The organism is Corallococcus sp. bb12-1 (assembly GCF_026626765.1).
Taxonomy (GTDB): domain Bacteria; phylum Myxococcota; class Myxococcia; order Myxococcales; family Myxococcaceae; genus Corallococcus; species Corallococcus terminator.
In genome coordinates this window covers 1-25656 of the sequence record NZ_JAPNJZ010000026.1, presented here as the reverse complement: position 1 = coordinate 25656, position 25656 = coordinate 1, and the positions used below count along the sequence as shown (strand labels likewise).

The window sequence follows — 25656 nt, the reverse complement described above, 5'->3', positions numbered from 1 at the left end:
GGCGGCGTCTAGAGTGCCGCCCATGTTTGAACCTTCGCGCCCGCGTGCGCTCGCCGTCGTGCTGTGCCTGCTGTCGTTCGCGTTGCTGCAACCCTCGTCCGCGCAGGCCCAGGCGAAGGCGCCCCCGACGTGGAAGGCCATCGACAAGCTCGTCGAGGACGACAAGGTGGAGTCCGCGGCGCAGGGGGCCGAAGCCCGGCTCGTCGCAGCGAAGGCGAAGAAGGACGCGGACGAGTGGACGCGCGCGCTGGTGCGCACCGTGCAGCTCCGCACGCAGTTGCACGGCTACGAGACGACGGTGCGCTTCCTGCGCGAGCAGCCCTGGCCGGATGACGCGCGGTCGCGGGCCACGCTGAACCTCTTCTATTCGGCGGTGCTCACGCACTACCTGGACGCGTACGGCTACGAAATCGGCCAGCGCGAACAGGTGGCGTCCACGGGGCCGGTGGACCTGAAGGCGTGGACGAAGGACCAGCTGGTGACGGAGGCGCAGCGCGCGCAGGCCGCCGTCTGGGCGCTGCGTCAGGACCTGGGCACCGAGCCGGTGAAGGCGCTGTCGGAGTACATCGAGCCCAACTCGTACCCGGACGGCATCCGCTCCACGCTGCGCGACGCGGTGACGTACCTGTGGGTGGAGCTGTTGGAGCGCACGGACCTGTGGCGCCCGGAGCAGGAGCAGCAGGTGTACCGGTTGGACCTGGGCGCGCTCCTGGCGGGCACGCCGAAGGTGGACCTGGTGGATCCGGCGGTGCATCCGCTGATGAAGGTGGCGGCGCTGCTGGGGGACCTGGAGGCGTGGCACCTGGCGGCGGGCCGGCGAGAGGCGGCGCTGGAGGCTCGGCTGCGGCGCTATGACGTCCTGTCCACGTCCTTCAACGACGCCGCGGATCAACTGCGCGTGCAGGAACACCTGACCGCGCACCTGAAGGAATTCCGGGACGTGCCGTGGTGGTCGGTGGGGCAGCTCCAGCTCGCGGAGCTGGAGGATCAGGCGGGACGAAAGGTGTCGGCGCACGCCGCGGCGAAGGCCGGGGCGGAGGCGTGGCCGAAGTCGTTCGGGGGGCTTCGCTGTGGGGTGAAGGTGAAGTCCCTGGAGGCTCCGGACCTGTCCGCCTCCGTGATGCAGGTGGACGGCGCGGGCAAGCGCTCCATCGAGGTGCGCCACCGCAACGTGGCCGCGGTGTACTTCCGGGCGTTCGCGCTGGATGTGGAAGCGAAGATCGTGAAGCCCGGGCAGGACCTGTCGCTCATCGCGTCGGGCGAAGAAGTGCGCAAGATGATCACCACGCGCAAGCCCGAGGCGGTCTGGAGCACGGTGCTGCCGAAGACGCCCGACTTCCAGTCGCACCAGACCTTCGTGACGCCGCCGCCGCTCAAGCCCGGCGTGTACGCGCTGGTCATGTCCGTGCGCGAGGACTTCCGGGAGAAGGACAACCAGCTCGTCTCGCTGACGATGAACGTGTCGCCGTGGGCCGTGGTGGTCCGCCGCGTCGGTTCGGGCCGGGCGGAGGTGCGCGTGGTGGACGGCGCGACGGGGGCGGGTGCTCCGAACGTGGAGGTGCGGCTCGTCACGCCGGACTACCAGAAGCAGCGCTTTGGCGTCGTCAGCCGCCGCACGGATGAGCGCGGGGACCTCGTCATCGAAGCGACGGCCCGTGAGCAGAACACGGACGGGATGCTGGTGCTGGGGCGCGGCAAGGGCGTGATGGTGTACCCGGGCGCGGTGTTCGTGTACGCGGAGCGGCCCCCGTACACGGCGCCGCAGACGCTGATCTACACCGACCGCTCCGTGTACCGGCCGCAGCAGAAGCTGCTGTGGAAGGTGGTGACCTATCTCGCGGACGAGGGAACGAAGCGCCATCAGGTGATGCCCGACGCGCCGGTGACGGTGTCGCTCTCCGACCCCAACGGGCAGGTGGTGGAGACCCGTGAGGTGCGCACCAACACGTTCGGTTCGGTGGCGGGGGAGTTCACGGTGCCCCTGGGCAGGCCGCTGGGACGGTGGCTCGTGCGGACGAGCCCCTCGGGCTACGCCGCCGTGCGCGTGGAAGAGTACAAGCGGCCCACCTTCGAGGTGACGCTGAAGGACGCGCCCGATTCGCTCCGCCTCAACCGGCCCGCCACGTTCAAGGGCGAGGCGCGCTACTTCTTCGGCCTGCCGGTGACGAGCGGCGCGGTGAAGTGGCGCGTGTCGCGGGAGCCCGTGCTGCCGCCCTGGTGGTTCTGGGAGCGCATCCCCACGACGCCGCAACTGGTGGCGTCCGGCTCCGCGTCGGTGGGGGAGGACGGCGGCTTCTCCGTGGCCTTCACCCCGGAGGCGGATGAGCGGCTGGCGAAGACGCCGGGCGTGTCGTGGCGCTACCGCGTGGAGGCGGACCTGACGGACGAGGGCGGCGAGACGCGCTCCGCGAGCCGGGCCTTCCGGCTGGGCTTCGTGTCGGTGGAGGGCCGCGTGGAGTCCGACCAGGGCTTCGTCCGGGAAGACCTGCCGTCGGCCGTGCGCCTCGTGCGCTCGAACCTGGATGGGGCTCCTCAGGCCGGCGCGGGACGCTGGCGGCTGGTGGCCCTGAAGCATCCTTCCCGCCCGCTGATGCCTTCGGAGGAGCCGGTCGTCGCGCCGCGTCCGCTGGAGGGCTCCGCGCAGGAGCGCCGCGAGTCGACGCCCACGCCCGGGGATGCCCTCAATCCGCGCTGGGAGCAGGGGTTCGACCTGGCGTCGACGCTGCGTCATTGGGAGGACGGCGCGGAGGTAGCCCAGGCCGCGGTGACGCACGGCGCGGATGGCGTGGCGGCCGTGAAGCTGCCGGCGCTGCGCGCGGGCGCGTATCGCCTGCGCTACGAGACAACGGACGCCTTTGGCCAGAAGGCCCTCGCGCAGCACGACTTCGTGGTCGCTGGCGCGCGAGCACCCAGAGGGCTGCCGGCCGTGCTGATGGCGGAGCAGTCGTCGGTGCGGGTGGGCGACGTGGCGCGGCTGGTGGTGGCCTCCGGGTACGAGGACCAGCCGTTGACGATGGACGTGTACCAGGGCTCCCGGCGCATCGAGCACCGCCTGCTGACCGCGGGACAGGGCCGCGCGGTGGTGGAGATTCCGGTGACGGAGGCCCTGCGCGGGGGCTTCACGGTGACGCTGTCGCTGGTGCGCGACTGGCAGCACCTGGGCTTCCAGCAGACGGTGGCCGTCCCCTTCGACGACAAGGAGCTGAGCGTGGAGTTCGCCACGTTCCGCGACACGCTGCGGCCCGGTGCGAAGGAGACCTTCCGCGTGACGGTGAAGGGGCCCAAGGGCGTGAAGCTGGAGGCGGGGGCGGCGGAGGTGCTCGCGTACATGTACGATCAGTCGTTGGATCTCTTCGGACCGCACACGCCGCCCCAGGTGGCGCAGCTCTATCCGCAGAAGTCGACGTCGGTCGACATCCGGTCGTCCGTGACCAGCAACGGGGGGGACTGGCTCTTCGGCGATCTCGATAGGAGCCGCTCCCTGAGCGAGCCGTCGGAGGACCGGTTGAAGTTCGACAGCGGCTACGGACTGGGTGGCCCGGGCTACGGGCGGCGCTATCGGGGTTCGTTGCCCATGTCGGTGGCACGTTCCAGGTCGGACTCCATGCGTGAGGAGGAGGGCTCTCCTCCGGGCGAGTCCGCGCCACGGCCCCCTCCGGCGCCCGCTCCCTCCATGGCGCCGAAGCCGGAGGCGAAGCTCCAGATGAAGCGGCACTCCGTCATCGAGATCAACAACGCGCCGGAAGCGTCGCCGCCGCCGCTGCGTTCGAACTTCGCGGAGACGGCGTTCTGGATTCCGCAGCTCCTCACCGGACCGGATGGCGCGGCGGTGCTGGAGTTCTCCGTGCCGGATTCCGTGACGGCGTGGAGCGTCTGGGTGCACGCGCTCACCCGTGACCTGAAGGGCGGCTCGGCGCAGCGCACCACCCGCAGCGTGAAGGAGCTGATGGTGCGCCCGTACCTGCCGCGCTTCCTGCGCGAGGGGGACCGCGCGGAGCTGGAGGTCGTGGTGAACAACGCGGGGGCCAACACGCAGCAGGGCCAGCTCACGTTCGACATCGTGGATCCGGACACGCAGAAGAGCCTGCTCGCGGACTTCGGCCTGAAGACGTCCACGCAGCCCTTCACGGTGGCGGCGGGGAAGGGGACGCATCTGCGATTCCCCATCACCACGCCCGCGCGCGTGGGCCCGGTGGCCTTCCGCGTCGTCGCGAAGTCGGGCGCCTTCAGCGACGGCGAACTGCGTCCGCTGCCGGTGCTGCCGGGGCGCATGCACCTGGCCCAGTCGCGCTTCGTCACGTTGCGCAACAAGGACCGCAAGACGCTGACGTTCGATGACCTGAAGCGCTCGGATGACCCCACGCGGGTGAACGAGCAGCTGGTCGTCACGGTGGACGCGCAGCTCTTCTACTCGGTGCTCCAGGCGCTGCCGTACCTGGTGGACTACCCCTACGAGTGCACGGAGCAGACGCTCAACCGCTTCGTGTCCTCCGGCATCGTCTCCAGCCTCTACGCGAAGCATCCGGCGGTGGCGAAGATGGCGAAGGAGATGAGCCAGCGGTCCACGCGCTTCGAGACCTGGGACTCGGTGGATCCGAACCGGAAGATGACGCTGGAGGAGTCGCCCTGGCTCGCCGAGGCGAAGGGCGGAAGCGAGTCCGAGGACAAGCTGCTGCGGGTGCTGGATCCGAAGGTGGCGCAGGCGGAGCGCCAGTCGGCGATGGAGAAGCTGCGCAAGGCGCAGACGGCGTCCGGAGGCTTCCCGTGGTGGCCGGGCGGCCCGCCCTCGCCGTACATGACGGTCTACATCCTCCACGGTCTGTCGCGCGCGATGGAGCACGGGGTGGAAGTGCCCCCGCAGATGACTTCGCGGGCCTGGGCATATCTGGCCACGCAGTTCCGCGAGGACTACGCCAACAATCTGATGAAGAAGGACACGGGTTGGGAGTTCCTCACGTTCCTCAACTTCGTGGCGTCCTCGTATCCCGACGCGCGCTACATGGGCGAGGCGCTCACGCCCGCCGAACGGCAGCGCATGCTCGACTTCTCCTTCAAGCACTGGAAGCAGCACGCACCGTTCCTCAAGGGCTACCTGGCGCTCACGCTGCACCGTGCGAAGCGGACGCCGGACGCGCTGAAGGTCTGGGACAGCGTGATGGATTCGGCGAAGACGACGGAGGAGCTGGGCACGTACTGGGCGCCCGAGGACCGCAGTTGGCTCTGGTACAACGACACCACGGAGACGCACGCGTTCGCGCTGCGCACGCTGTCGGAATTGCGCCCCAAGGACTCGCGCCGCGAGGGCCTGGTGCAGTGGCTGCTCCTGGACAAGAAGCTGGGCCACTGGAAGTCCACGCGCGCGACGGCGGAGGCGCTCTACGCGCTGGTGAACTACCTGGAGGCGGAAGGGGCGCTGGGCATCCGCGAGGAGCTGAAGGTGACGATGGGGCCCAAGGTCGTGCCCATGGTCTTCTCGCCGGACGTGTACACGGGGAAGAAGAACCAGGTGGTGCTCACCGGGCCGGAGGTGAAGGCCGACACGGCGACCACGGTGGTGGAGAAGACGACGCCGGGCTTCGCCTTCGCCTCCGCGACGTGGCACTTCTCCACGGAGGAGTTGCCCAAGGAGGAGCGCGGGGACTTCTTCCACGTGTCTCGCCGCTACTTCGTGCGCGTGCGCGAGGGCAACCAGACGCTGCTGCGTCCGCTGGCGGAGGGCGCGAAGCTCCAGCCCGGTGACGAGGTGGAGGTGCAACTGTCGCTGCGCACGAAGCACGCGGCCGAGTACGTGCACCTGCGCGATCCGCGCGCCGCGGGCCTGGAGCCGGAGAATGCCGTCTCCCGCCACAAGTGGGACCTGGGCATCGTCTGGTACGAAGAGGTGCGCGACTCGGGGACGAACTTCTTCTTCGAAGCGCTGCCGGTGGGCGAGTACACGTTCAAGTACCGGCTGCGCGCCAACCTCGCGGGCACCTTCCGCGTGGGTCCGGCGACGGTGCAGTCCATGTACGCGCCGGAGTTCACCGCGTACTCCACGGGCGCGGTGCTCACCGTGGGCAAGGCCCCGTAGTCCGCGAGTGGGGCAGGGGCCGGCGCTCCTTCGGGGACGTCGGCCCTGCTGCTACTCCGCGCAGGTGGCCGCGTCGTCCGTCGGGTGCAGCGTGGCGATGCCGTAGGTGCCGTTGCGCGTGCCGCACCAGATGCGCCAGTTGCCACCCCCGATGTCCGGCGCCGAGTACACGCCGCCCTCCTTCTTCGCCCCTCCGCGCGCGCAGCAGTGGGCGAAGGCGCGCGTCCCGATGGCGGCGATGGAGACCGCGTCCTGTGTCGTGGAGAAGCCTCCCAGCCGCTTCACCCCACAGGACCACGGTGCGTTGCCCCGGAAGCGGATCAGGTACTGCTCTCCGCGCACCGCTTCCTCGCCCTTGCCAGGGCCCTGGTAGCAGAGCCTCCCTTCCGCCTCGAGCTGCGCGTAGCGCGGCAGGAAGTGGAGCCCGCCAATGGGGCCGCGCTCCCAGTCGTCTCCGCAGAAGACATGGGTGAACGCATTGCGCGGGCCCGTGCTCACCCACAGGCTCGTGAGCCATTCGAGGTTCGCCTGCCGGGAGCCCGTCCCCGGGCGACCCGCCGCGGAGAGCGCTCGCTGCACGCGGGCGTCGTCGTAGTGCTTCGCGAAGAAGCGCTGCACGTCTCCCGCGCTCACGCTCGCGTCGGGACGCGCGGGACACAGGTCCAGCACCTCGCGGTCCAGCGCGGACGGCGCGGGCGCCTTGGCGAAGAGGGGCGCGTTCTCGCAGGTGGTTTCACACGCGGGTGCCACGCCCTTCGCGGGGGGCAGGGGGGCCGCCGACGCACGTCCTGCGGGCGCTCGGACGGTGACTCCGCCCTCTTCGGCGAAGGCATCCGAAGCGGACCCGCCGCCCGCCGCCTCCGTCGCCGGTGAGCCCGCGCCAGCCCCCGAGGCCCCCGCGCCGGACAGCGATGCGGTGGAGCCACCGCTCCGGGCCGCCAGTTGCTGCCGCGTGTTCGCGTGGTCCGCCTTCACGAGGGCTTCCGTGTCGGGGGCCTTCTGGATGGCCTCTGTCGGGGTGCCATCGCACAGCACCCAGCCTTCGGCCCTGGGGCCCTGCAGCTTGCACCACGCGCGGTCAGGGCCGCCCTTCTTCACGAGCGGATACGTCACGCCCGCTTCCACGGCGAAGACGACCTTGGAGGACTCGGGTTGCTCCACGGCGTCCACGCGTTCGTCGGAGACGAAGACTCCGCCCCCGGCCCAGACGGCGGGAGCCACGGAGAGGGCCAGGAAGAAGCAGGTGAGCGACCCGGAAAGGCGCATGGTGCGCCGGACTCTAACAGGAGCGCCTCGTGCCCGCTGTTCGCCGGTTGCGCCCGCCGCCGCGCCGGAGAATAAAGACCCCCGATATGAAACCGATGAATTTTCGAGGCCGGTGGGTGCTCATTACCGGTGCGTCGTCCGGCCTGGGGCTGGAGATGGCCCGTCTGCTCGCGAAGGAGCACGGCGCCCACATCATCGCCGTCGCCCGCCGGGAGGACCGGCTCCTTGCGCTCAAGGCGGAGCTGGAGGGTGCGCGCGGCGTGCAGGTGCTGCCCCTCATTGCGGACCTCACGAAGCCCGGTGAAGCCGCGCGCGTGCACGCCGCAGCCGTGGAGGGACGCGCCGTGGACGGCGTCATCCTCAACGCGGGCGTCACCTTCTTCGGCCACGTGCTGGAGCAGCCGCCCGAGTCCTTCGACACGATGCTCGCCACCAACGTCACCAGCGTCGTGCGGATGTCCCAGCTCTTCGCGTCGGACTTCGTGAAGAGGGGAGGGCAGGGGTCGCTGATGCTCGTCGCCAGCACGGCGGGCTTCGCGCCGCTGCCGTACCAGACAGCCTACGCGGCGACGAAGGCGTTCGTGATCAGCTTCGGGCGGGGGATGGCCCAGGAGCTGCGCAAGACGGGCGTGTCCGTCACCGTCTTCGCGCCGGGCGGCATCGCCACGGAGATGCTGTCGCTGTCGGGCCTGGACCGGAAGTTCAAGGCGGGCGACGTGGGCATCATGTCCGCGGAGGCCTGCGCGCGCATCGCCGTGGACGCGATGGTGCACCGTCGCGAGCTGGCCGTGCCCGGGGTCCTCAACCGCTTCCTCGCCATGACGATGAAGCTGCTGCCCCACGGCTTCATGGCCCAGCGGGCCGCCGCGCTGTACGAGGGCGGGCTCCCGAAAGAGCCTCCCGCCCCCTGAAGCCGTCACGTCCCGGGGCTTCGTGAGCCCCGGGGCGGAGGCTTCGCGGCTCAGGTCAGCTTCACCCGCGCCACCTTCAGCTTGCCCACCTGCACCGTGTACTCGCCGGCCCCGAGCTCCGCCTTGGGATCGATGACCTTCTCACCGTTCACCCGGACGCCGCCCTGGCCCATCAGCTTGCGCGCCTCGGTGGAGGAGGCGACGAGCTTCGTCTCCGGCAGCAGCTTCGTCACCGGCAGCTTCTCCGCGCCCGCGAGCGACACCTCCACGAGCGGCAGTTCGTCCGTGGACAGCTCCTTCTTGGCGAAGCGCTTCTCGAAGTCCTCGGCCGCCTTGCGCCCGGCCTCCTCGCCCTGGAAGCGCGCGGCGATCTCCTGCGCGAACGCGACCTTGGCCGCCTTCGGGTGGAGGGCGCCCGACTTCGTCTGCTCCTCCATCTCCAGGACCTTCTTGAGCGGCTGCGACGACAGCAGCTTGTAGTACCGCCACATCAGGTCGTCGGTGATGCTCATCAACTTGCCGAAGATGTTGTCCGCCGACTCGTCGATGCCCACGTAGTTGTCCAGGCTCTTGGACATCTTGTCGCCGGTGATGACGCCGTCGACGAGCTTCGCGTCCAGGCCCTCCAGGATGGGGCCCGTCATGATGACCTGCGGCTCCAGGCCCTCGTCCTTCATCAACTGGCGGCCCACGCCCAGGTTGAAGAGCTGATCCGTCGCGCCCAGCTCCACGTCCGCCTTCAGCGCCACGGAGTCATGGCCCTGCAGCAGCGGGTAGAGGAACTCGTGCAGCGAGATGGAGCGGTTCTCCCGGTAGCGCGTCTTGAAGTCGTCGCGCTCCAGCATGCGCTGCACGGAGTAGCGCGACGCCAGGCGGATCATCCCCTCGGTGCCCAGCGCGTCGAGCCACTCCGAGTTGAACTTCACCACCGTCTTGTCGGGATCCAACACCTTGAAGACCTGCTGCTTGTAGGTCTCCGAGTTGACCTTCACCTCGTCGCGGGTGAGGGCCGGGCGCGTCGTGTTCTTCCCGGTGGGGTCGCCGATGAGGGCCGTGAAGTCACCGATGAGGAACACCACCGTGTGCCCGAAGTCCTGGAAGCGCCGCATGCGCGTCAACAGGAGCGAGTGGCCCAGGTGGAGGTCGGGACGGCTGGGGTCGAAGCCCGCCTTGATGACGAGCGGCTTGCCCTTGTCGTACGAGCGCTGGAGCTTCTTCTTGAGGTCCTCCGGCACCTGCAGATCCACGGTGCCGCGAGTGACTTCTTCGTACTGCTCTTCGGGTGTCGCCTTGCGCAGTGCGTCCGGATTCATGGCACCGCGGACACTACCCGAAAGGCTCCAGGCAGGGCGGGACTTCGCGTCCGCCCCGCCCGGTCATGTCCTTCTGTCCGGTGGCTGCCTGGCTCAGGTGTCCAGGAAGTCGCAGTCACGGTCCAGGCCGCGCAGGGTCTGGTTCTCCGTGACGATCTGGTCCATGTCCACGTCATCCGGCGTGGTGGGCAGGACCTGGACGATCTGGTCGCTGAACGACAGTCCCACCCGGCGGCTGCGGGGACTGGCCGCCTTGAGGGTCGCGTCGTAATAGCCGCCCCCGCGTCCCAGCCGCTTGCCGCCCGGTCCGAAGCCCAGGCCGGGCACCACGAACAGGTCGATCTGGTCCACCGCGATCAGTTCCGAGGCGTTCGTGGGCTCCCGGACGCCCAGGCGTCCCGGCTCCAATTCGCTCTCCGACTTGATGGCCCGGAAGGCCAGGATGCGCCCATGCACGTGGGACAGCGGATAGCAGACGATCTTCTCGTCTAGCAGGGCCGCGATGAGGATGTCCCGGGTGGGTACCTCGCCCCGGATGGGGGCGTAGAGCGCCACCGTTCGTGCCTTCTGATAGTAGGGCGATGCCAGGAATCGAGACTGGACCTTGAGGCCTCGCGATTCGATGACATCCGCCGTCATCGTCTTCCGCTGGGCCGTCAGCTTCTCACGAAGCGTCCCTTTGTTCTCCGCCGCCGCCGCCGCCGTATCCACCGCAGTCTCGCTCACTGCCGCCGCTCCCCAAGAAAGAGTCCCCCGCCGAGCCGTGTGTCCAGCGTCCATTGAACCCTCGTAAGTCAGGTGGGGACCGAAATCATGTCACCGCAGGCTTCCCTCATCCCCGTGAAGGGGAGGGCTTGCACATGGCGACCGAAACGGACCCCGGAATGGACGTATCGGTTCGAATTTCTGCTGGGCATCACGAACCCCGCAGGGAACAGACCTTTTACTAACGCAAATCTCGCTACAAGTCCTCAGAATTACTGGGAAATCCCAGGGCGTTCTTGGGAAAATGATAAGGATGGAGGAGCGTGCGGTCAAGCCGTCCTCGCGCGTTTACAACCGGCCCCAGGGACTTCTATGATGTCCGGACCCCTGGCATGTCGCCCCCGACCTCAACATTGGCTCTCGCGGCGGTTGTCTGCCTCGCCTCCGGATTCGCGTGGGCGGGCCCGGCCGTCAATGGCTCCTATCAAGGAGATGCCTTCGGACCCGTGGAGTTGCGCACCAGCGGTGACGAGCTGGTGGGCACGGCGCCGGCCGGCGGCATCTGCCAGCGCCCGGCCGCCCAGCAGGTCCTGAAGGGTTCCTTCCAGGGCAACGTCTTCATTGGCGATGTGACGCTCTGCCAGACGGGCGATTACTGCAGCGAGTTCGCTACCTACGCGGTCATGCTCTTCTACAACTTCGAGGAGCGGGCGCTGGGCGGACCGGTGAAGGTGGAGCAGGGCTGCGAGTCGAGCCTCCTCAAGAACGGCGTGCTGGTCCTCAGGGCGACGGAGCAGGGCGCCTCCGCGCAGCCCGTGACGGCCGCGGCCTCCGAGCGGCAGGTCCAGGCTCCCACCTCCGCGTCGGGTTCGGCCGCGCAGGTGGCGGCGCATCGCCGGCTGGAAGCGGTGGACGTGCCCGCCGCCCTGCGGCAGGGGCAGCAGGCTCTGGCGGCGATGAACGCGCTCACGGCGTCGCAGCAGTTCCAACTGGTGCTGGCCCAGGAGAAGAACAACGCCCAGGCGCTCACCGGCATGGGCGTGGCGCACTTCCTTCGCGACCAGAAGCCGGAGGCCCTCAAGTTGCTGGAGCAGGCGCGTGGCGCGGGCAACCAGCAGGCCCGGGCCGAAGCGTGGTTCTGGATGGCGTGCGTGAAGCGGGCGACCCAGGATTCGAAGCTGGCCCAGGAAGCGCTGCGCCGCGCGGTGAGCGAGGGCTGGTCGGCGCCGGAAGGCAACGCGCTGGTGGACCGGGAGCTCCTGCTGTTGTCGAAGGAAGGGCCGAACTTCGACTCGCTGGTGAAGCAGGCGCGCGTTCGCAAGCGGGCCCAGGGTCGAGACTCGCAAGGAGCCGGAAGCGTCAGCCCGTGACCGTGCCGACTCCCGTACCGAAGCCCATCAAGGTCTTCGGCAACTACGAAATCCTGTCGTTGCTGGGCAAGGGCGGCATGGCCCAGGTGTACCGCGCGCGCGTGCGCTCCGGGCCCCATGAGGGCTGGACGGTGGCGCTCAAGCGGCTGCTGCCCGCGCTTACCCGTGACCCCGCGTCGGTGGACCTGTTCGCGCGCGAGGCGCACCTGTCGCGCCAGTTGGACCATCCCAACATCGTGAAGGTGTTGGACGCGGGCATCCTGGAGGACGTGTCCTTCCTGGTGATGGACCTGGTGGACGGGCGCGACCTGGGCCACATCCTGCGCCGGTGCAAGGCGCGGGGGATTCCGCTGCCCGTCGACTTCGCGGTGTACCTGGCCAAGGTGCTGCTGGAGGCGCTCGCGTACGCGCACTCCGCCACCGGGCCCGAGGGCGAACCGCTGGGCATCGTCCACTGTGACGTGTCCCCGTCCAACCTGTTCATCTCCCGGGTGGGGGAGATCAAGCTGGGCGACTTCGGCGTGTCGCGCGTGCTCGTGGACGGCAAGCTCCAGGGCGGCGAGGTGCTGGGCAAGCCGTACTACCTGTCCCCGGAGTCGCTGCAGGGCGCGGTCACGCCGGAAGCGGACCTGTGGGCCGCGAGCGTCGTGCTCTACGAGCTGCTCACGCTGGGGCGCCCCTTCAACGGCACCACGCCCGAAGAGGTCTTCGCGGGCATCCTGTCGCGCGACTACAAGCCGCTGAGCGCGGTGCGGCCGGACGTGCCCAAGGCGCTGGACGCGGTGCTCGCGCGCGCCTTCGCGGAGAACCCCGAGGACCGCTTCCCGTCCGCGGAGGAGTACGCGAAGGCCCTGTCTCCGCACTACGACGAGCGCGTGGGCACGCCCCTGGCCATCGCGGCGGTGGTGCGCGGCCTGTTCGGCACCACGGATCAGGTGCCGACGATTCCCGACTCCGCGCTCGGTCGTTCCAACGACAACGCCGAGTAGCCGGGCGGGCAGGGCCCCGCCGCATGGGCCCCCGGACGGGAAGGGTCGCTGCGGCGTTCCCTCCGGATGATGACCTTTCCTCCCACCGGACATTCCGACGGAGGACATCCATGGCGACCGAGCGAAAGCCGCAGCAGCCCGAACAGGACGACAAGCCGACTCGCGAGACGCGGCAGGGTGACGAACGTCTTCCGCCCAAGCCCGGCGAGGCCAGGGAGGACGGCATGCCCGGCTACGGCCAGCCGGATCCAGAAGTGCGCGAGGAGGGACTGCCCGACCAGAAGTGGTAGGGCGGGACGGCGTGCACCGCGCCTGCTTCAGGCGCTGGAGCCGGGTGCTTCCAGTGCGCGCACGCGCGGGACGTGCGTGCACAGCGCCTCCACGACACGTGAGACTTCCGCGTCGGTGGTGGTGGGCCCCAGGCTGAAGCGCAGGCTGCCACGGGCCTGCGCGGGGGACAGGCCCATCGCGCGCAGCACGTGCGAAGGGGACAGCGTTCCGGACGCGCAGGCCGCGCCCGACGACACGTGGATGCCTTCCAGATCCAACGCCATCAGGAGCGCTTCGCCTTCGACGCCGTCGAAGCGCAGGTTGCTGGTGTTGGGCACGCGCGGCGCGCCGGCTCCGTTCACCGTCACGCCGGACAGCCGCGTGAGCACCTGCCGCTCGAACCCGTCGCGCAGGGCGCCGACCCGCTCAGCGACGGCGGCCTGGTCGTTCGCGGCCAGCTCCAGGGCCAGGGCCAGGGCCTCCGCGTAGGGGACGTTCTGCGTGCCTCCCCGGCGGCCACCCTCCTGGTGCCCGGGCGTCAATGCGCGCACGTCCACGCCCTTGCGGACCACCAGCACGCCCGCGCCCTGCGGTCCGCCGAACTTGTGCGCCGACAGGGAGAGCAGATCCGCGTCCACCTCACGCAACGTGAGCGGCACCTTGCCCGCGGCCTGCACGGCGTCGGTGTGGAAGAGGATGCCGCGCTGACGGCACGCTCGCGCGGCCTCCGCCACCGGTTGCAGCACGCCCGTCTCGTTGTTGGCCCACATCAGCGAGCACAGCGCGGTGTCCGGGGTGAGCGCCTCCAGCAGGGACTCCAGCGGAACACGGCCGTCAGGGCCGGGGGCCAGCCGCACAACCTGCGCGCCCTCGCGCTCCAACTGCGTGAGCGCGCCCAGCAGGGCGGGGTGCTCCACCGTCGAGCCCACCACCCGGCGGCGCTCCTTCACCGGCCGTGCTCCGTACGCGCCCAGGAGCGCGAGCGCATCCGCCTCGCTGCCCGACGCGGTGAAGCAGATCTCCTTCGGCTCGCAGCCCAGGACGCGCGCAACCTTCGCCCGCGCCGCGTCCAGCCGACCGCGCGCTTCGCGCCCACCACCGTGCACGCTGGAGGCGTTGCCGAAGCCGCCCCCGGTGAAGGCTCGCGCGAGCAGGGCGCCCACCTCCGCGCGCACCGGCGCGGCGGCGTTGTGGTCCCAGTAGATCACGTGTCCTGCGCGGACAAGAGCGACACCGGCCGCTCCTGGGCGACGCCGAAGGCTTCCAGGAACCTGGCCACCAGCTCCCGCTTGAGCGTCTTGCGCTTGTTGGCGCTGCCGGAGAGCGGAAGCCGCGCGCCCGCCATGCTGCCGTGGCCGCCGGACGAGCCGCCCAGGTCCTCGCACGTCTCGCGGATGAGGCGGCCCGCGTTCATGCGGCGGTCCTTCACGCGCAGGCTCAGGAAGAGCTGGTTGCGGAACGTCCCGTAGGCCAGGGACCACTTCATCCCTTCGAGGAACATCATCCGCTCGGCGACCTCCGCCACCATGTCCGGGGAGTAGACCTCCTCCAGGTCGGTGATGATGGCGGTGCCGTAGACCTTCGCCTTCTCGATGGACGTGTGGAAGAGCTGGAAGTAGCGGGCCGGCACCTCCGGGTGCTCGATCTGCCCCAGCATCGACTTGTCACAGCGGGGGAACAGCCACAGGTAGCTGTCCACGTCCGTCTGGGTCGTCTCCCGGCCCAGGTCCCGCGTGTCCGCCTTGATGCCGTAGAAGAGCGCGGTGGCGACCTCCACGGAGGGCTCCAGCCGCGCGGCCCGCAGGTACTCCACCAACATGGTGGACGTGGCACCGAAGTCGCCGCCCACGTCCGCGAAGGGCGACTGGAGGCTCTCCTCGCGCAGCGGGTGGTGGTCCACCACGATGTCCGCGCGAATCTTCGGGGGCAGCGAGTGGTTGCGCACCGGCGGCTGCGTGTCCACCAGGCCGAACAGATCGTACTCACCGAAGTCGATCTGCGACACGTGCGACACGGGCAGGCGCAGCACCCGCACGAAGGCGATGTTCTCCGCCCGGCCGATGATGCCGCCGTAGCCCACGTGGGCTTCCATCCCGGCCTTGCGCTCCAACAGATGCGCGAGCGACACGGCGGCGGCGATGGCGTCGGGATCCGGGTTGTCGTGCGTCAGGATGAGCGCCCGCCGGTGTCCCTTGGCCACGCGCAGCAGGCGGCCCAGCTTGTCGACGGCGGGCAGGTGCGCCAGACGTGCTGGCGGAGGCTCCGTAAGCTCGCTACCGGCAGGAAGCTGGGAGCGGCGGCTTTGGAGTGAAGGGGTCACAGGCATGGAGGCTCTTCTTTTACTTCCTCCGCCACGGGGATTCGAGAAGTCGGATGTTCTCCCCCTGACGTTCTGGAAAAGGTGGGTCCAGCACCCCAATGGTGTCGACGACCCACCCGTCCTTCATGGCGAAGCAGAAAGCCGTCAGGCCGTCCGCTTCCCTGGTGGGTTGCCCGGGAGGCTGGACCCGAGGGACAGGGGACCGCGAGGACGCAGCGTCCCCGCGGCCCGTCACCCCGGGTGACGCCTATTCGACGGTCTTGTACTTGCGGCCCAGGTCGCGGAAGTACTTCACGCCGTTGTCGAGCGAGTTCTCCATCGCGTCCATCAACACCGTGCGGAAGATGGCCACCGGTCCCCGGAAGGACTCGTAGTAGCGCTGCCGGTCGATGGAGTGGATGACCGCGGGCATGTAGCCGTTGCGCAGCAGGATGAGGTTGCTGCACATGCGCCCCACCTTCCCGCTGTGCTCGGTGAAGGGGAAGATCTGCAGGAACTCATGCTGCACCACCGCCGCCTGCTTGATGGGGTGGAACTCGCGGAACTCCGCGCTGGCGGTGTGGTCCACGAGCTTCTCCAGCCGGGCCTGGATCTTCGCCGGCTGGGTGATGTCGTGGAAGTAGGTGCGGTGCAGGGGCATGTCCTTGCGCAGCCCCGCGCGGTCGCGCTCCTTGGCCAGCTCCTTCTCCGTGCGCTCGCGCCGCTCCATGCGCGCGCGCTCGGCCAGGGCTTCCGGCGTGTTGCCCAGGAAGAGGTCGTGCATCCGCTTGATGGTGGTGAGCGTCAGCGCGGACTGCTTCTTCGCGCCCTGCGCCTCCTCGCGGATGTAGTCCGCCACCGCCTTGTGGTTGCGGATCTCCAGGACGACCGGAATCATGGACGCTTCCGCGGCGGTGCGTGCCGGGAAGAGCGCGGCCATCAACTCCTGGTGCGTGTAGACGACGCCTTCGAGCGCGGCGTCGTGGTAGATCCACGACATCTCGAACCGGTCGAGGAACTCGCGCGCTGGCTGCTTGTCCTTGTAGATGTCGAGGTACTCGCGCAGCTGCTCGTTCTTCTCGTCGATGTCTTGATAGCGTTCCTTCACGGACTGCGGCTCCTTCTCGCCCCGGCCCGCCCCGGGCGCTGTTTTCTCAGAGGCTGCGCCGGGCGGTACAACGGCACGCGGATTCTAGAAATTCCGCGCGGTTGGAACAATTAAAACCCGACTAGAGATTCACCAGGAACACTTCGCACGCCTGGTCCAACAAATCCTTGGAGAGGGCCGGCGGAATCTGCCGGTACCTCGCCGCGTCCCGGATGAGCGACACCAGGTCCCGGGGGTGGCACGAGCGCATCTCCATGCTGCGCGGCTTGTAGTAGTGCTCCACGAGGTAGGTAATGGCCTGGTCCACGTAGGGAATGCCCGCCGCCTCGCACACCCGGCGGAAGATCTCCCGGTAGGACTCTTCATCCGGATTGCCTACTTCAATCTTGTACTTGATGCGGCGCAGGAACGCCTCATCCACCAGCTCCTTGGGGTCCAGATTGGTGGAAAACACGAGAAGCTGATCAAACGGGATTTCGAACTTCTTGCCCGTGTGGAGGGTGAGGAAGTCCACCCGCTTCTCCAGGGGGACGATCCACCGGTTGAGCAGGTCCGTGGGGTGGACCTTCTGCCGGCCGAAGTCGTCGATGAGGAGCATGCCGCCGTTGGCCTTCACCTGGAACGGCGCCTCGTAGAAGCGGGTGCTCTCCGAGTAGATGAGGTCCAGAGTCTCCAGCGTCAACTCGCCGCCGACGACGACGGCGGGGCGGCGGCAGAGCAGCCACCGCTTGTCCATTTCGAAGGTCTGCCGGCGCCCGCCCGTGGCCGAGCCGACTTCGAGCGACACGGGGGTGTGGATGATCCGGTCGTAGACCTTGATGATCTGGTTGTCGATTTCGAGGCAGTGGGGGACGTACACCTCGCCACCGAACATGTGGGAGATGGCCTCCGCGAGGCTCGTCTTGCCGTTGCCGGGCGGGCCGTAGAGAAAGAGCGAGCGGCCGGAGTTCACCGCCGGGCCCAGCTTGTCCATCAGCTCCGCGGAGACGGTGAGGTGGCCCAGGGCCATCACCAGGTCCTCCTGGCTGACGACGGGCGTCTCCTCGGTCTGGCTGGTGATGAGGGCGTTGTACTGCTCGATGGGGACGGGGGCGGGGCCCACGTAGGTGGAGCGGGTGAGGGCGTCGCGGGCGTACTCGCGGCCCTTCTCCGTGAGGGCGAACTCCACGGAGGCGCGGCCAAAGCCCTTGCCGCCCCGCAGGTCCACCAGCTTCTCCTGCGCGAGGAAGTCCACCACGTGCTCGACGACGCCCGACCAGGGCAGGCACATGCTCTCCGCGATGCCCATGCCCGTGCCGGTGCCGGCGTAATAGAGGAACTTCAGACCCAGGTCGGCGAGCAGGCCGATCTTCAGTCCGGTGTCCTCCATCGACTTCGGCTCCGAGGGAGCGATGTCGAGGACGGACGGGTTCTCGAGCTTGAACGGATTGTCTTCGTACGCGTACCCGGCGGGAGGCATCGGGTAGGGGTTCTACCCGATTCCCCTGCCCGCCGGGATGTCACGTCAGCGGACTGTTCTCAAACGTAGGTCAGCCAGTCCGCATAGCGGTCGTCCTGGCCCCGGACGACCTTGAAGTAGGCGTCCTGCACGAAGGTGCCGATGGGGCCGGGCTTGCCCTCGCCCACCTGGCGGTTGTCCACCTCGCGCACGGGGGTGATCTCCGCGGCGGTGCCGGTGAAGAAGATCTCATTGCAGATGTAGAGGGCGTCGCGGGTGAAGGTCACCTCGTCCACCACGCGGCCGCTGTCGCGCAGGAGCTTCAGCACGGTGTCGCGGGTGATGCCGTCGAGGATGGGGGAGGAGAGGGGAGGGGTCTTGATGACGCCCTTCTTGTTCACCATGAAGATGTTCTCGCCGGACGCCTCCGCGACGAAGCCGCTGATGTCCAGGAGGATGGCCTCGTCGTAGCCGGCGAGCACCGCCTCGCGCTTGGCCATGATGGAGTTGACGTACTGGCCGGTGATCTTCCCGCGCACCATGTTCACGTTCACGTGCATGCGTGTGAAGGAGCTGACCTTGGCGCGGATGCCCTCGCGCATGCCCTTGTCACCCAGGTACGAGCCCCAGTCCCAAGCCGTGACGGCCACGCGGGTGGGGTTCACCGCGCCCAGGCCCATGGCGCCGTCCCCCATGAAGGCCACCGGGCGCAGATAGGCGCCGTTGGCGAACTGGTCCTTCTGTTTGCGCAAGAGGTCCAGCGTCGCCTCCACCAGCTGATCCTCGGTGAAGGGGATGTTCAGCATGATGATGTGCGCGGAGTCGAGCAGGCGCTGGATGTGCTCGCGCAGCCGGAAGACGGCGAGCCGGCCGTCATGGGTCTTGTAGGCGCGGATGCCTTCGAAGACGCCCAGGCCATAGTGGAGGGCGTGCGTCATGACATGCACGTTGCCCTCGTCCCATTTCACCAGCTTCCCATCGAGCCAGATGTGTTCGGCGCGCAGTACGGAGGATGAGGTCGAGCTCATCGGGAAGTTCCTCGTCGGGCTAGGGTGGGACAGCTTGAGACTGTGAGGCTCAAAGCTTTCTATCCAGGCCCACCGGGGAGGCAAAGCGCGAAACGCCAGGAGCTCGTCTGTCCGCCCAAGTCGCCCTGCGTCAGGCCTGGGCGATCTGCGGAAGGTTGGCGCGGGCCTTCTCGATGTCACCCTCGTATTTGAGGACGAGGTTGAGCGTGGCCGCGACGACGTCCGCGGTGAGCGATTCAGCGTTGAGCAGCACCAGGCTCTGCGCCCAGTCCAGCGTCTCGCTGATGGACGGGGCCTTCTTCAGGTCCAACGCCCGGATGGCGGCCACGGCTTCCACCACCTGCTCGGCCAGCACCTGGGGGACCTCCGGCAGGCGCGAGCGGACGATGCGCAGCTCGCGCTCCCGGTCCGGGAAGTCGATGTGCAGGTGCAGGCAGCGGCGCTTGAGCGCGTCCGACAATTCGCGGGCGTTGTTGCTGGTGAGGATGACGCGCGGGATGTGCTTCGCCTTGATGGTGCCCAGCTCCGGCACCGTGACGGCGTTGTCAGAGAGCACTTCCAGCAGGAAGGCCTCGAACTCCGGATCCGCTTTGTCGATTTCGTCCACCAGCAGCAGCGACGGCTTCTCCGAAAGCTGGGCCTGGAGGATGGGGCGGGGCAGGAGGAAGCGCTCGGAGAAGAACACCGCGTCACCGGAAGCGAGCCGGTCCGCGGCTTCCGCGAGCGTCTTCGTGCCCTGCGTCATCTCTCCAATCTTGTCCTTGAGCAGCTGGGTGTAGAGCAGCTGCTTGGCGTACTCCCACTCGTAGAGGGCCTTGGCTTCGTCCAGGCCCTCGTAGCACTGGAGGCGGATGAACCCCCGGTCCAGCGCCAGGGCCAGGGCGCGCGCCAGCTCCGTCTTGCCCACCCCCGCCGGGCCCTCCACCAGGATGGGCTTGTTCATCCGGTCCGCCAGGAACACCGCCGTGGCGATTTCGGGGGACGACAGGTAGCCCACCGCTTCCAGGCGACGCGCCGCGTCCTCCACGCTGGTGAAGGACGGAATCGCCGCGGTCAGTTCGGGGGAGCTCACACCCGTCAACTTAACCGACGGTCCCCGGACGACTGCGGCAAAAATGCCAGGGTTGTGGGGACGCCGTCCGCACTCTTGAGGGCCTTGGGGGCTGCAACCCCCCGGAATCAGGGTGCGTAACTATTTTCGCACCGTGGGCACGCACCGTGCATCTCTGTGGCGTATCTCAGGACACGAACGAGGTCGCGGGTCATGTGGGCGTGGTTGAAACTGGCGATGGCGGTGGTGGTGGTGGTGATGCCGGGTGGCATCCCCTTGGTGATGGCGTACATCGCGACGCGGACGCTGGTGGAGCGTTGGCGCATGGCCCAGGCGCAGGCCCGGGACGAAGGACGGCCGGTGTCGGTGCGGGACGTGGTGGGCTCACTGCACTTCCGGGACTTGCTGCGCGAGGCGAAGGCCGTCACGGCCCTTTGAGCCGTCAGGCGCGGACCTGAATCGCTGACCTGAGATGACGCACGAAGGGCCCGGCACTCCAAAAGAGTGCGCGGGCCCTCGTCATTTCCAGGGGATTGGAGAGGCTACTTGTCGAGCTCGTCGACGAGCGCCGTCCAGTCGTCCTCGCCCTCGGGGGCGGTGGGAAGCTGCATCACCATGGTGCGCTCCGGGGCGTCCTCGTCCTCGGCCTGCACCGGCGCGGGGGCGGCCTTCTTCGCGGCGGGCTTGGCGGCGGCCTTCGCCGGGGGCTTGGCGGCGGCCGGGATGACGGGGTTGGCCTGGGCCGTCACGGCCAGGTGTTCGTCCACCGGAGGCGCGGCCTTCGCGGCGGCGGCGGCCGGGGCAGGGGACTTGCTCTTGTAGCGAGCCAGTTCCAGCTCCGCGACCTTGAGCGCCTTGCTCTTCTCCTGCACGGATGTCTGGAGGCGGGCGACTTCCTGGGCCTTGATGGCCTCGCGACGCTCCAGCTCCGCCTTCTGCTTGGCGTTGAGGTCGTCCAGCTCCTTGAGCTGGCGCGCTTCCAGGTCCTTGCGCTCCTTCTGCGCGGTGGCGAGACGGGCGGCGGACTCGTTGGCCTTGGTTTCGGCGGCGGTGACGCGGGCGGTGAGCTCCTTCTCCGCGCGGCTCCGGGCGCTCGTGGCGTTCTCCAGGGCGAGTTCCAGGTCCTGGGCCTTCTTGGTGCGGGCCTGGAGCTGGGCCTGGGCGTCCTTGAGCTTCGCGTCCGTGTCGGCCGCGACCTTCTGGGCGTCCTGGCCAAGCTGCGCGATGGACTGCTCCGCCTTCGCGAGCTTCGCGGCCAGGTCATCGGCCTGCTTCTTCGCGGCGGCGGCGGTGGCCTGGGCCTGCTGCGCCTGGGCTTGAGCCTGCGCCTGGGCCTGCTGGAGCTGTCCGGCGAGTCCGTCGCGCTCGCTGGCGAGCTTCTGCTGGGACTGCCCGGCCTGCTGGAGCTGGGAGTCGCGCTCGGCGATGGCCTTGCGCGCCCCGTCCAGGTCGCTGGACACGGCGTTGAGCTGCTGGCCCAGCGCGTCCGCCTGCTTCTTCGCGTCCGCGGCCTGGGTCTGCAGCTGGCCTTCGAGCGCCTTCACCTGGTCGGTGCGGGTGGCGACCTCGCGGTTGAGCACCTCCGCCTGACGCATCTTCTCCTGCGTCACGTGGGTGAGCTTGCGCAGCGTGTCCGACAGCTCCTTGCCCTTGGTGTCGACCTCGTTCTGGAGCAGCTCCTCGCGACGCTGGGACTCGTGCGTGAGCGTCTGGAGGCGGTCATCCAGGTCGTGCCGCGCGTCCTCGGTCTGCGCGAGCTTGGAGGACAGCTGCGTGACTTCCGCGACGCGCGTGCCCAGCTCGTGCTTGGTGACGATGAGCTGTTCGGCCAGCTCCTCGCCGTTGGCCTGCGAGTCCGCGAGCTGGCGCTCCAGCTCCGCCTGGGTGGCGGCGGCCTGCTGGCGCGTCTGCGCGTGGGTCTGCTCCTCGCGGGCGAGGACGTCCCGGGTGTCGGTGAGCTGGCCCTGCGTGTCAGCCAACTGCTGCGACGTGGTGTTCAGCTCCTGCGTCAGCCCGTCGCGCTCGCCGGTGAGGGCGGCGATCTGCGCGGTGGTCTCCTGCGCGAGCGTCGCGTGTGCACCGCGCTCGGCCTCGTACTGGCCCTGCGTCTCGGACAGGTCCGCGCGCAGCTGGCCAATCTGGCCGGTGAGGTCCTGCTCCAGCGAATCCTTCGCCTCGCCGAGCGCCTGCAGCTCCGCGATGCGCGTGTCGCGCTCCTGCGTGGTGCGGGCGAGGAGACCGTTGGTCTCCTGGAGGATGTCGCGCGTCTCGTTCAGCTCCGCGTCCAGCTCGTCGCGGTGCGTGGTCGTCTTGGTCAGCTCCGCGCGCGTCGACTCCAGCGTGTCCTGGGTCTGCGTGAGCGTCTGGCTCGTCGCCTCCAGCTCACCGCGCGTCTCCGCGAGCGTGCCTTCGGTGCTGGAGAGCGTGCCCTGCGTGTCCGCGAGGGTGGCCTCCGTGCGCGCCAGCGTGTCTTGCGTCTGCGCGAGGGTCGCCTCGGTGGTCGACAGCGTCTGGCTGGTCGCCTCCAGTTCGCCCTGGGTGGAGGCGAGCGTCTCCTCCGTCCGCGCGAGCCGCGTCTGCGTGTCGGACAGGGTCTGGCTGGTGGCTTCCAGCTCGCCGCGCGTCTCCGCCAGCGTGCCTTCGGTGCTGGCCAGCGTGCCCTGCGTGTCGGACAGGGTCTGGCTCGTCGCCTCCAGCTCGCCGCGCGTGGTGGAGAGCGTCTCCTCCGTCTGCGCGAGCCGAGACTGGGTGTCGGACAGGGTCTGGCTGGTGGCCTCCAGCTCACCGCGCGTCTCCGCGAGCGTGCCTTCGGTGCTGGAGAGCGTGCCCTGCGTGTCCGCGAGGGTGGCTTCCGTGCGCGCCAGCGTGTCCTGGGTCCGCGCGAGGGTGTCCTCGGTGGTCGCCAGCGTCTGGCTGGTCGCCTCCAGTTCGCCGCGCGTGGAGGAGAGAGTCTCCTCGGTCTGCGTCAGGCGCGTCTGGGTCTCGGAGAGCTGCTGGCTGGTGGCCTCCAGCTCGCCGCGCGTCTCCGCGAGCGTGCCCTCCGTGGTGGAGAGCGTCGTCTGCGTTTCGGAGAGCTGCTGGCTGGTGGCCTCCAGCTCGCCGCGCGTCTCCGCGAGGGTGGCTTCGGTGCTGGAGAGCGTGCCCTGCGTCTCCGTGAGCTGCTGGCTCGTCGCCTCCAGGTTCCCGGTCAGCTCGGAGATGCGCGAGTCACGCTCGGCCACGTCCGACTGCAGGCCCTCGATGCTGCTGTCGCGCTGGGCGACGGTGTCTTCCAGCGACGCCACGCGCGCGGAGAGCTGTTCGCCCTGCTGCTGCGCGGAGTCCAGCTGCTCGCTGAGCGCTTGGATCTGGCCCTTGAGGTCCGCCTCCAGGGCGTCCTTCTCCGAGCGCAGGTTCTCCAACTGGCTGGTGAGGTCCTGCTCCAGCGTGTCCTTGGCCTGCTGGAGTGCCTGGAGTTCGGCGTTCAGCTCCGACTCGCGGTCCTCCAGGTGCGTCTTGACGGCTTCGACTTCGCCTTCCAGCTCACCGATGCGCTCGCGGTGCTGCTGGATGGTCGCGTTGAGCTCCGCCTCGTTGTTCTCGTTGCGGGCGATGGCCTCCTGCAGCTCGCGGTCGAGCGAGGCGAGCTTCGCGTCGCGCTCCTCCACGCGCTGGGTGAGGTCCGCTTCCTGCTCGTCCTTGTCCAGCTTGAGCTGGTCGCGCTCGCCGGTGACGCGCGCGATGTCCGACTCCAGGTCCGCCACCTGCTGCGTGAGGCGCTGCTCCAGCGCGGCACGCTCGGCGTTGAGGCGTTCGATCTCCGCGTCGGAGCGGTTGGCGTGCTCTTCCGCCGTGGTGGACCGGGCCTCCAGGCCGCGCACGGTGGCGTCGCGCTCCTGCTCGGTCTGGGTCAGCCGCTCCTGGAGGGCTTGAATCTCTCCGTCCAGCTCGGCGTAGCGCTGGTCGCGCTCGCTGACGGTGCGGCCCAGCTCGGACTCGAACTGGTCGCCGCGATCGCGAAGCTGGAGGATGTCCGCCTCGTTGGCGCGGACCGTGTCTTGGAGCTTCTGCTCCTTGACCTCGAACTCCAGCGTGACGACGCCGAGGTGCTTCTCCAGCTTGTCGAACTCGTTGCGCCAGCCTTCCAGGTCGGCGCCACGGCGGGACAGCTCCTCGTCGCGGAGGTTGACCTCCTTGCGCAGGACGTTGATGTCCTTTTCCTTGGAGGCGACGACCTCGATGAGGTCCTTCTCCGAGGAGAACTTCTGCAGGAGCAGGTCGTCGACGGTGGCGCCGTGCTCGCGCTCCTTCTGGACGATGGACTGCTGGGCGTCATTGAAGCGCCGCAGCAGGTCATCCACCTGCATCTTCAGGCCCTGCAGCTCCACGTCCTTCTCATGGAGCCGGTCCTCGACGGACAGCAGCTCCCGCTCGCGGACGCTCCAGATTTCGGACAGGCGCGCGAGCTGCGCTTCGCGTGTCTTCAGCTCGTCCCGGAGGATTTGGATCTTCCCCTCGGGCGTGCCCATCAATTCGCGGCGCGGGGGCGGGCGCTTCAACTGGCGCGACTCCGCCAGGAGCTCCGCCTTGCGGTCCGCGATGGAGGAGAAGGCGCGGTCCATGAAGGACTTGTCCTCGTCCGTCATGGCGCTGCGGCGCTCGCGCTTGGGCAGCTTGGGCGGGGCTCCGGTGCGCACGCCGGGCATGGGCGGCGGGGCTTCCCGAGGGGCGCCGGAGAGGGCGGCGTCCAGGTCCGCGTCCGTGTCGTCGGTGCCGGGCGGGACGATGCCCGCGCTCATCGAGGCGAGCTCCCCCATCTCGAAGGGGATGACGAGGTAGCCGTCCGCGGCGGCGGGCGTCTCACGGTGCTTGTTCAGCCCCTCCACGCCCGAGTCGGAGGACAGCAGGAGGACCTTGAGGTTCTGGCCCCACTTGCCCTTCTTGATCTGACCACAGAGGGCGAAGCCGGACTGGTCCGGCAGCTCCGCGCGCACGACGACCAGGTCGGGTCGGCGTTTCTCCAGCTCCCGCTGCGCATCTGACGCAGTGGTGGCCATGGCCGTGTTGTAGCCCGCGCTCTTGAGCACGGAGGCCATGCTGAGTGCGAAGTCGTTCTGGCTTTCGACGATGAGGACGCGACGCTCCATGAAGCCCTTCACCCAGCAAAAAGTGCAGTGAAAACCGCCACATCCTATTCGGCGGGCGCAAGGCTTGGGAAGTTTCCGAGCGGCGCTCGGTCGCTTGCCTCACGTGATCTTGTTGCGAACCGCTCCCTGGCCGACAGGTGGGGTCGCGCCGGCCTCCGGATCCCTCCCCGGGAAGTTGGTGGGAGGGGTGTGCCGGGCGAACTGGGCCCCTTCGGGGGGACAGTACCCGTGCGCCAACTGGGCGAACCACGGGTTGAGGGTCGAACCCGGGGGCGCGGGCGGAGGCTCCTCCGTCACGGCCGCCGCGGCATCCTCCGCGTCCGCGGCCTCCAGCGCGAGCGAGTCCGCGTCGTGGACCTCGTCACTGCTGATCTCCTCCGGCTCGTCCAGCGCCGCGCTGGCGTTGGACGGGGTGTGGCTGCCGTCGTCGTCCAGGGACTCGGCCTCGTCGGCGGCGATCTCCTCCGGTTCGTCGTCCGCGGAGGCGGGCGAGGAGGGCTTCAGCACGGGCGGCCCCGAGCGGGCCTGTCCCTCCGGGGAGGACGGCATCAGCCGGGGCGGCGGCCCCTGCCGGGGAACGGGCGGCGGTGAGACGGCCCGGGGCGGCAACTGCGGAGGGCGGTCCGCGTCGGGCGCGATGCCTCCACCCCGGATGGGCGGCTTGTCCGCGTCGGCGGCGATGCCTCCACCCCGGATGGGCGGCTTGTCGGAT

Annotated in this window: 16 protein-coding genes, 1 other RNA gene and 1 pseudogene; 6 read left to right on the top strand and 12 right to left on the bottom strand. The window is 69.1% G+C overall.

The window, feature by feature from the left end:
• Positions 1 to 22 precede the first annotated feature (22 nt).
• On the top strand, positions 23 to 6070 hold the full coding sequence (locus OV208_RS31020) for an alpha-2-macroglobulin family protein (RefSeq protein WP_267577554.1): 6048 nt from the start codon (positions 23 to 25) through the stop codon (positions 6068 to 6070).
• Between the two features lie 51 nt (positions 6071 to 6121).
• On the opposite strand, the gene OV208_RS31015 is transcribed toward OV208_RS31020, so the two are convergent.
• Positions 6122 to 7336, bottom strand: coding sequence for an EndoU domain-containing protein (locus OV208_RS31015; RefSeq protein WP_267577553.1), 1215 nt, complete (start codon positions 7334 to 7336; stop codon positions 6122 to 6124).
• Positions 7337 to 7452: 116 nt separating this feature from the next.
• Here OV208_RS31015 and OV208_RS31010 point away from each other — a divergent pair, with 116 nt between their 5' ends.
• Positions 7453 to 8247 carry an SDR family NAD(P)-dependent oxidoreductase gene (locus OV208_RS31010; protein WP_267577552.1) on the top strand — a complete coding sequence of 265 codons (795 nt, stop codon included), beginning with the start codon at positions 7453 to 7455 and terminating at the stop codon, positions 8245 to 8247.
• Positions 8248 to 8297: 50 nt separating this feature from the next.
• Here OV208_RS31010 and tyrS read toward each other — a convergent pair whose 3' ends face one another.
• From tyrS to ssrS, 3 genes are all read right to left on the bottom strand, one after another.
• On the bottom strand, positions 8298 to 9560 hold the full coding sequence (tyrS, locus tag OV208_RS31005) for a tyrosine--tRNA ligase (protein WP_267577551.1): 1263 nt from the start codon (positions 9558 to 9560) through the stop codon (positions 8298 to 8300).
• A gap of 93 nt (positions 9561 to 9653) precedes the next feature.
• Entirely contained in the window at positions 9654 to 10286 is a 633-nt protein-coding gene (locus tag OV208_RS31000) for a 5-formyltetrahydrofolate cyclo-ligase (protein ID WP_120539874.1), read from the bottom strand.
• Positions 10287 to 10306: 20 nt separating this feature from the next.
• A non-coding RNA gene (ssrS, locus tag OV208_RS30995) (6S RNA) lies at positions 10307 to 10497 on the bottom strand.
• 274 nt (positions 10498 to 10771) lie between these two features.
• Between ssrS and OV208_RS30990 the strand changes: the two genes are divergently transcribed.
• The 3 genes from OV208_RS30990 (at position 10772) to OV208_RS30980 (ending at position 12914) form a co-directional block, all read left to right on the top strand.
• Entirely contained in the window at positions 10772 to 11635 is an 864-nt protein-coding gene (locus OV208_RS30990) for a hypothetical protein (protein WP_267577550.1), read from the top strand.
• A gap of 77 nt (positions 11636 to 11712) precedes the next feature.
• The gene (locus tag OV208_RS30985) at positions 11713 to 12624 is read left to right on the top strand and encodes a serine/threonine-protein kinase (RefSeq protein WP_420715062.1); all 912 of its coding nucleotides are present in this window, start codon (positions 11713 to 11715) and stop codon (positions 12622 to 12624) included.
• A 110-nt stretch (positions 12625 to 12734) separates the two neighbouring features.
• Positions 12735 to 12914 (top strand): hypothetical protein, encoded by a 180-nt coding sequence (locus OV208_RS30980; RefSeq protein WP_267577548.1) that lies wholly within the window; start codon positions 12735 to 12737, stop codon positions 12912 to 12914.
• 27 nt (positions 12915 to 12941) lie between these two features.
• On the opposite strand, the gene OV208_RS30975 is transcribed toward OV208_RS30980, so the two are convergent.
• The 6 genes from OV208_RS30975 to OV208_RS30950 form a co-directional block, all read right to left on the bottom strand.
• The gene (locus tag OV208_RS30975; RefSeq protein ID WP_267577547.1) at positions 12942 to 14102 is read right to left on the bottom strand and encodes a cysteine desulfurase family protein; all 1161 of its coding nucleotides are present in this window, start codon (positions 14100 to 14102) and stop codon (positions 12942 to 12944) included.
• A complete protein-coding gene (locus tag OV208_RS30970) occupies positions 14099 to 15220 on the bottom strand; it encodes a DHH family phosphoesterase (RefSeq protein WP_267577546.1) in 1122 nt (373 codons plus the stop codon). The genes OV208_RS30975 and OV208_RS30970 overlap by 4 nt, the downstream gene beginning before the upstream one ends.
• A 241-nt stretch (positions 15221 to 15461) precedes the next feature.
• The gene (locus OV208_RS30965) at positions 15462 to 16301 is read right to left on the bottom strand and encodes a Fic family protein (protein ID WP_120539880.1); all 840 of its coding nucleotides are present in this window, start codon (positions 16299 to 16301) and stop codon (positions 15462 to 15464) included.
• Between the two features lie 121 nt (positions 16302 to 16422).
• On the bottom strand, positions 16423 to 17760 hold the full coding sequence (locus tag OV208_RS30960) for an AAA family ATPase (RefSeq protein WP_267577545.1): 1338 nt from the start codon (positions 17758 to 17760) through the stop codon (positions 16423 to 16425).
• A 59-nt stretch (positions 17761 to 17819) separates the two neighbouring features.
• The gene (locus OV208_RS30955; RefSeq protein ID WP_267577544.1) at positions 17820 to 18767 is read right to left on the bottom strand and encodes a branched-chain amino acid transaminase; all 948 of its coding nucleotides are present in this window, start codon (positions 18765 to 18767) and stop codon (positions 17820 to 17822) included.
• Between the two features lie 130 nt (positions 18768 to 18897).
• On the bottom strand, positions 18898 to 19839 hold the full coding sequence (locus OV208_RS30950) for an AAA family ATPase (RefSeq protein WP_267577543.1): 942 nt from the start codon (positions 19837 to 19839) through the stop codon (positions 18898 to 18900).
• Positions 19840 to 20031: 192 nt separating this feature from the next.
• Between OV208_RS30950 and OV208_RS30945 the strand changes: the two genes are divergently transcribed.
• Positions 20032 to 20256, top strand: a complete 225-nt coding sequence (locus tag OV208_RS30945; RefSeq protein ID WP_120531871.1) for a hypothetical protein — start codon at positions 20032 to 20034, stop codon at positions 20254 to 20256.
• 104 nt (positions 20257 to 20360) lie between these two features.
• On the opposite strand, the gene OV208_RS30940 is transcribed toward OV208_RS30945, so the two are convergent.
• Positions 20361 to 24944 carry a response regulator gene (locus OV208_RS30940; protein ID WP_267577542.1) on the bottom strand — a complete coding sequence of 1528 codons (4584 nt, stop codon included), beginning with the start codon at positions 24942 to 24944 and terminating at the stop codon, positions 20361 to 20363.
• Positions 24945 to 25043: 99 nt separating this feature from the next.
• Positions 25044 to 25656: pseudogene (locus tag OV208_RS30935) on the bottom strand (glycosyl transferase family 1); the annotation flags it as partial.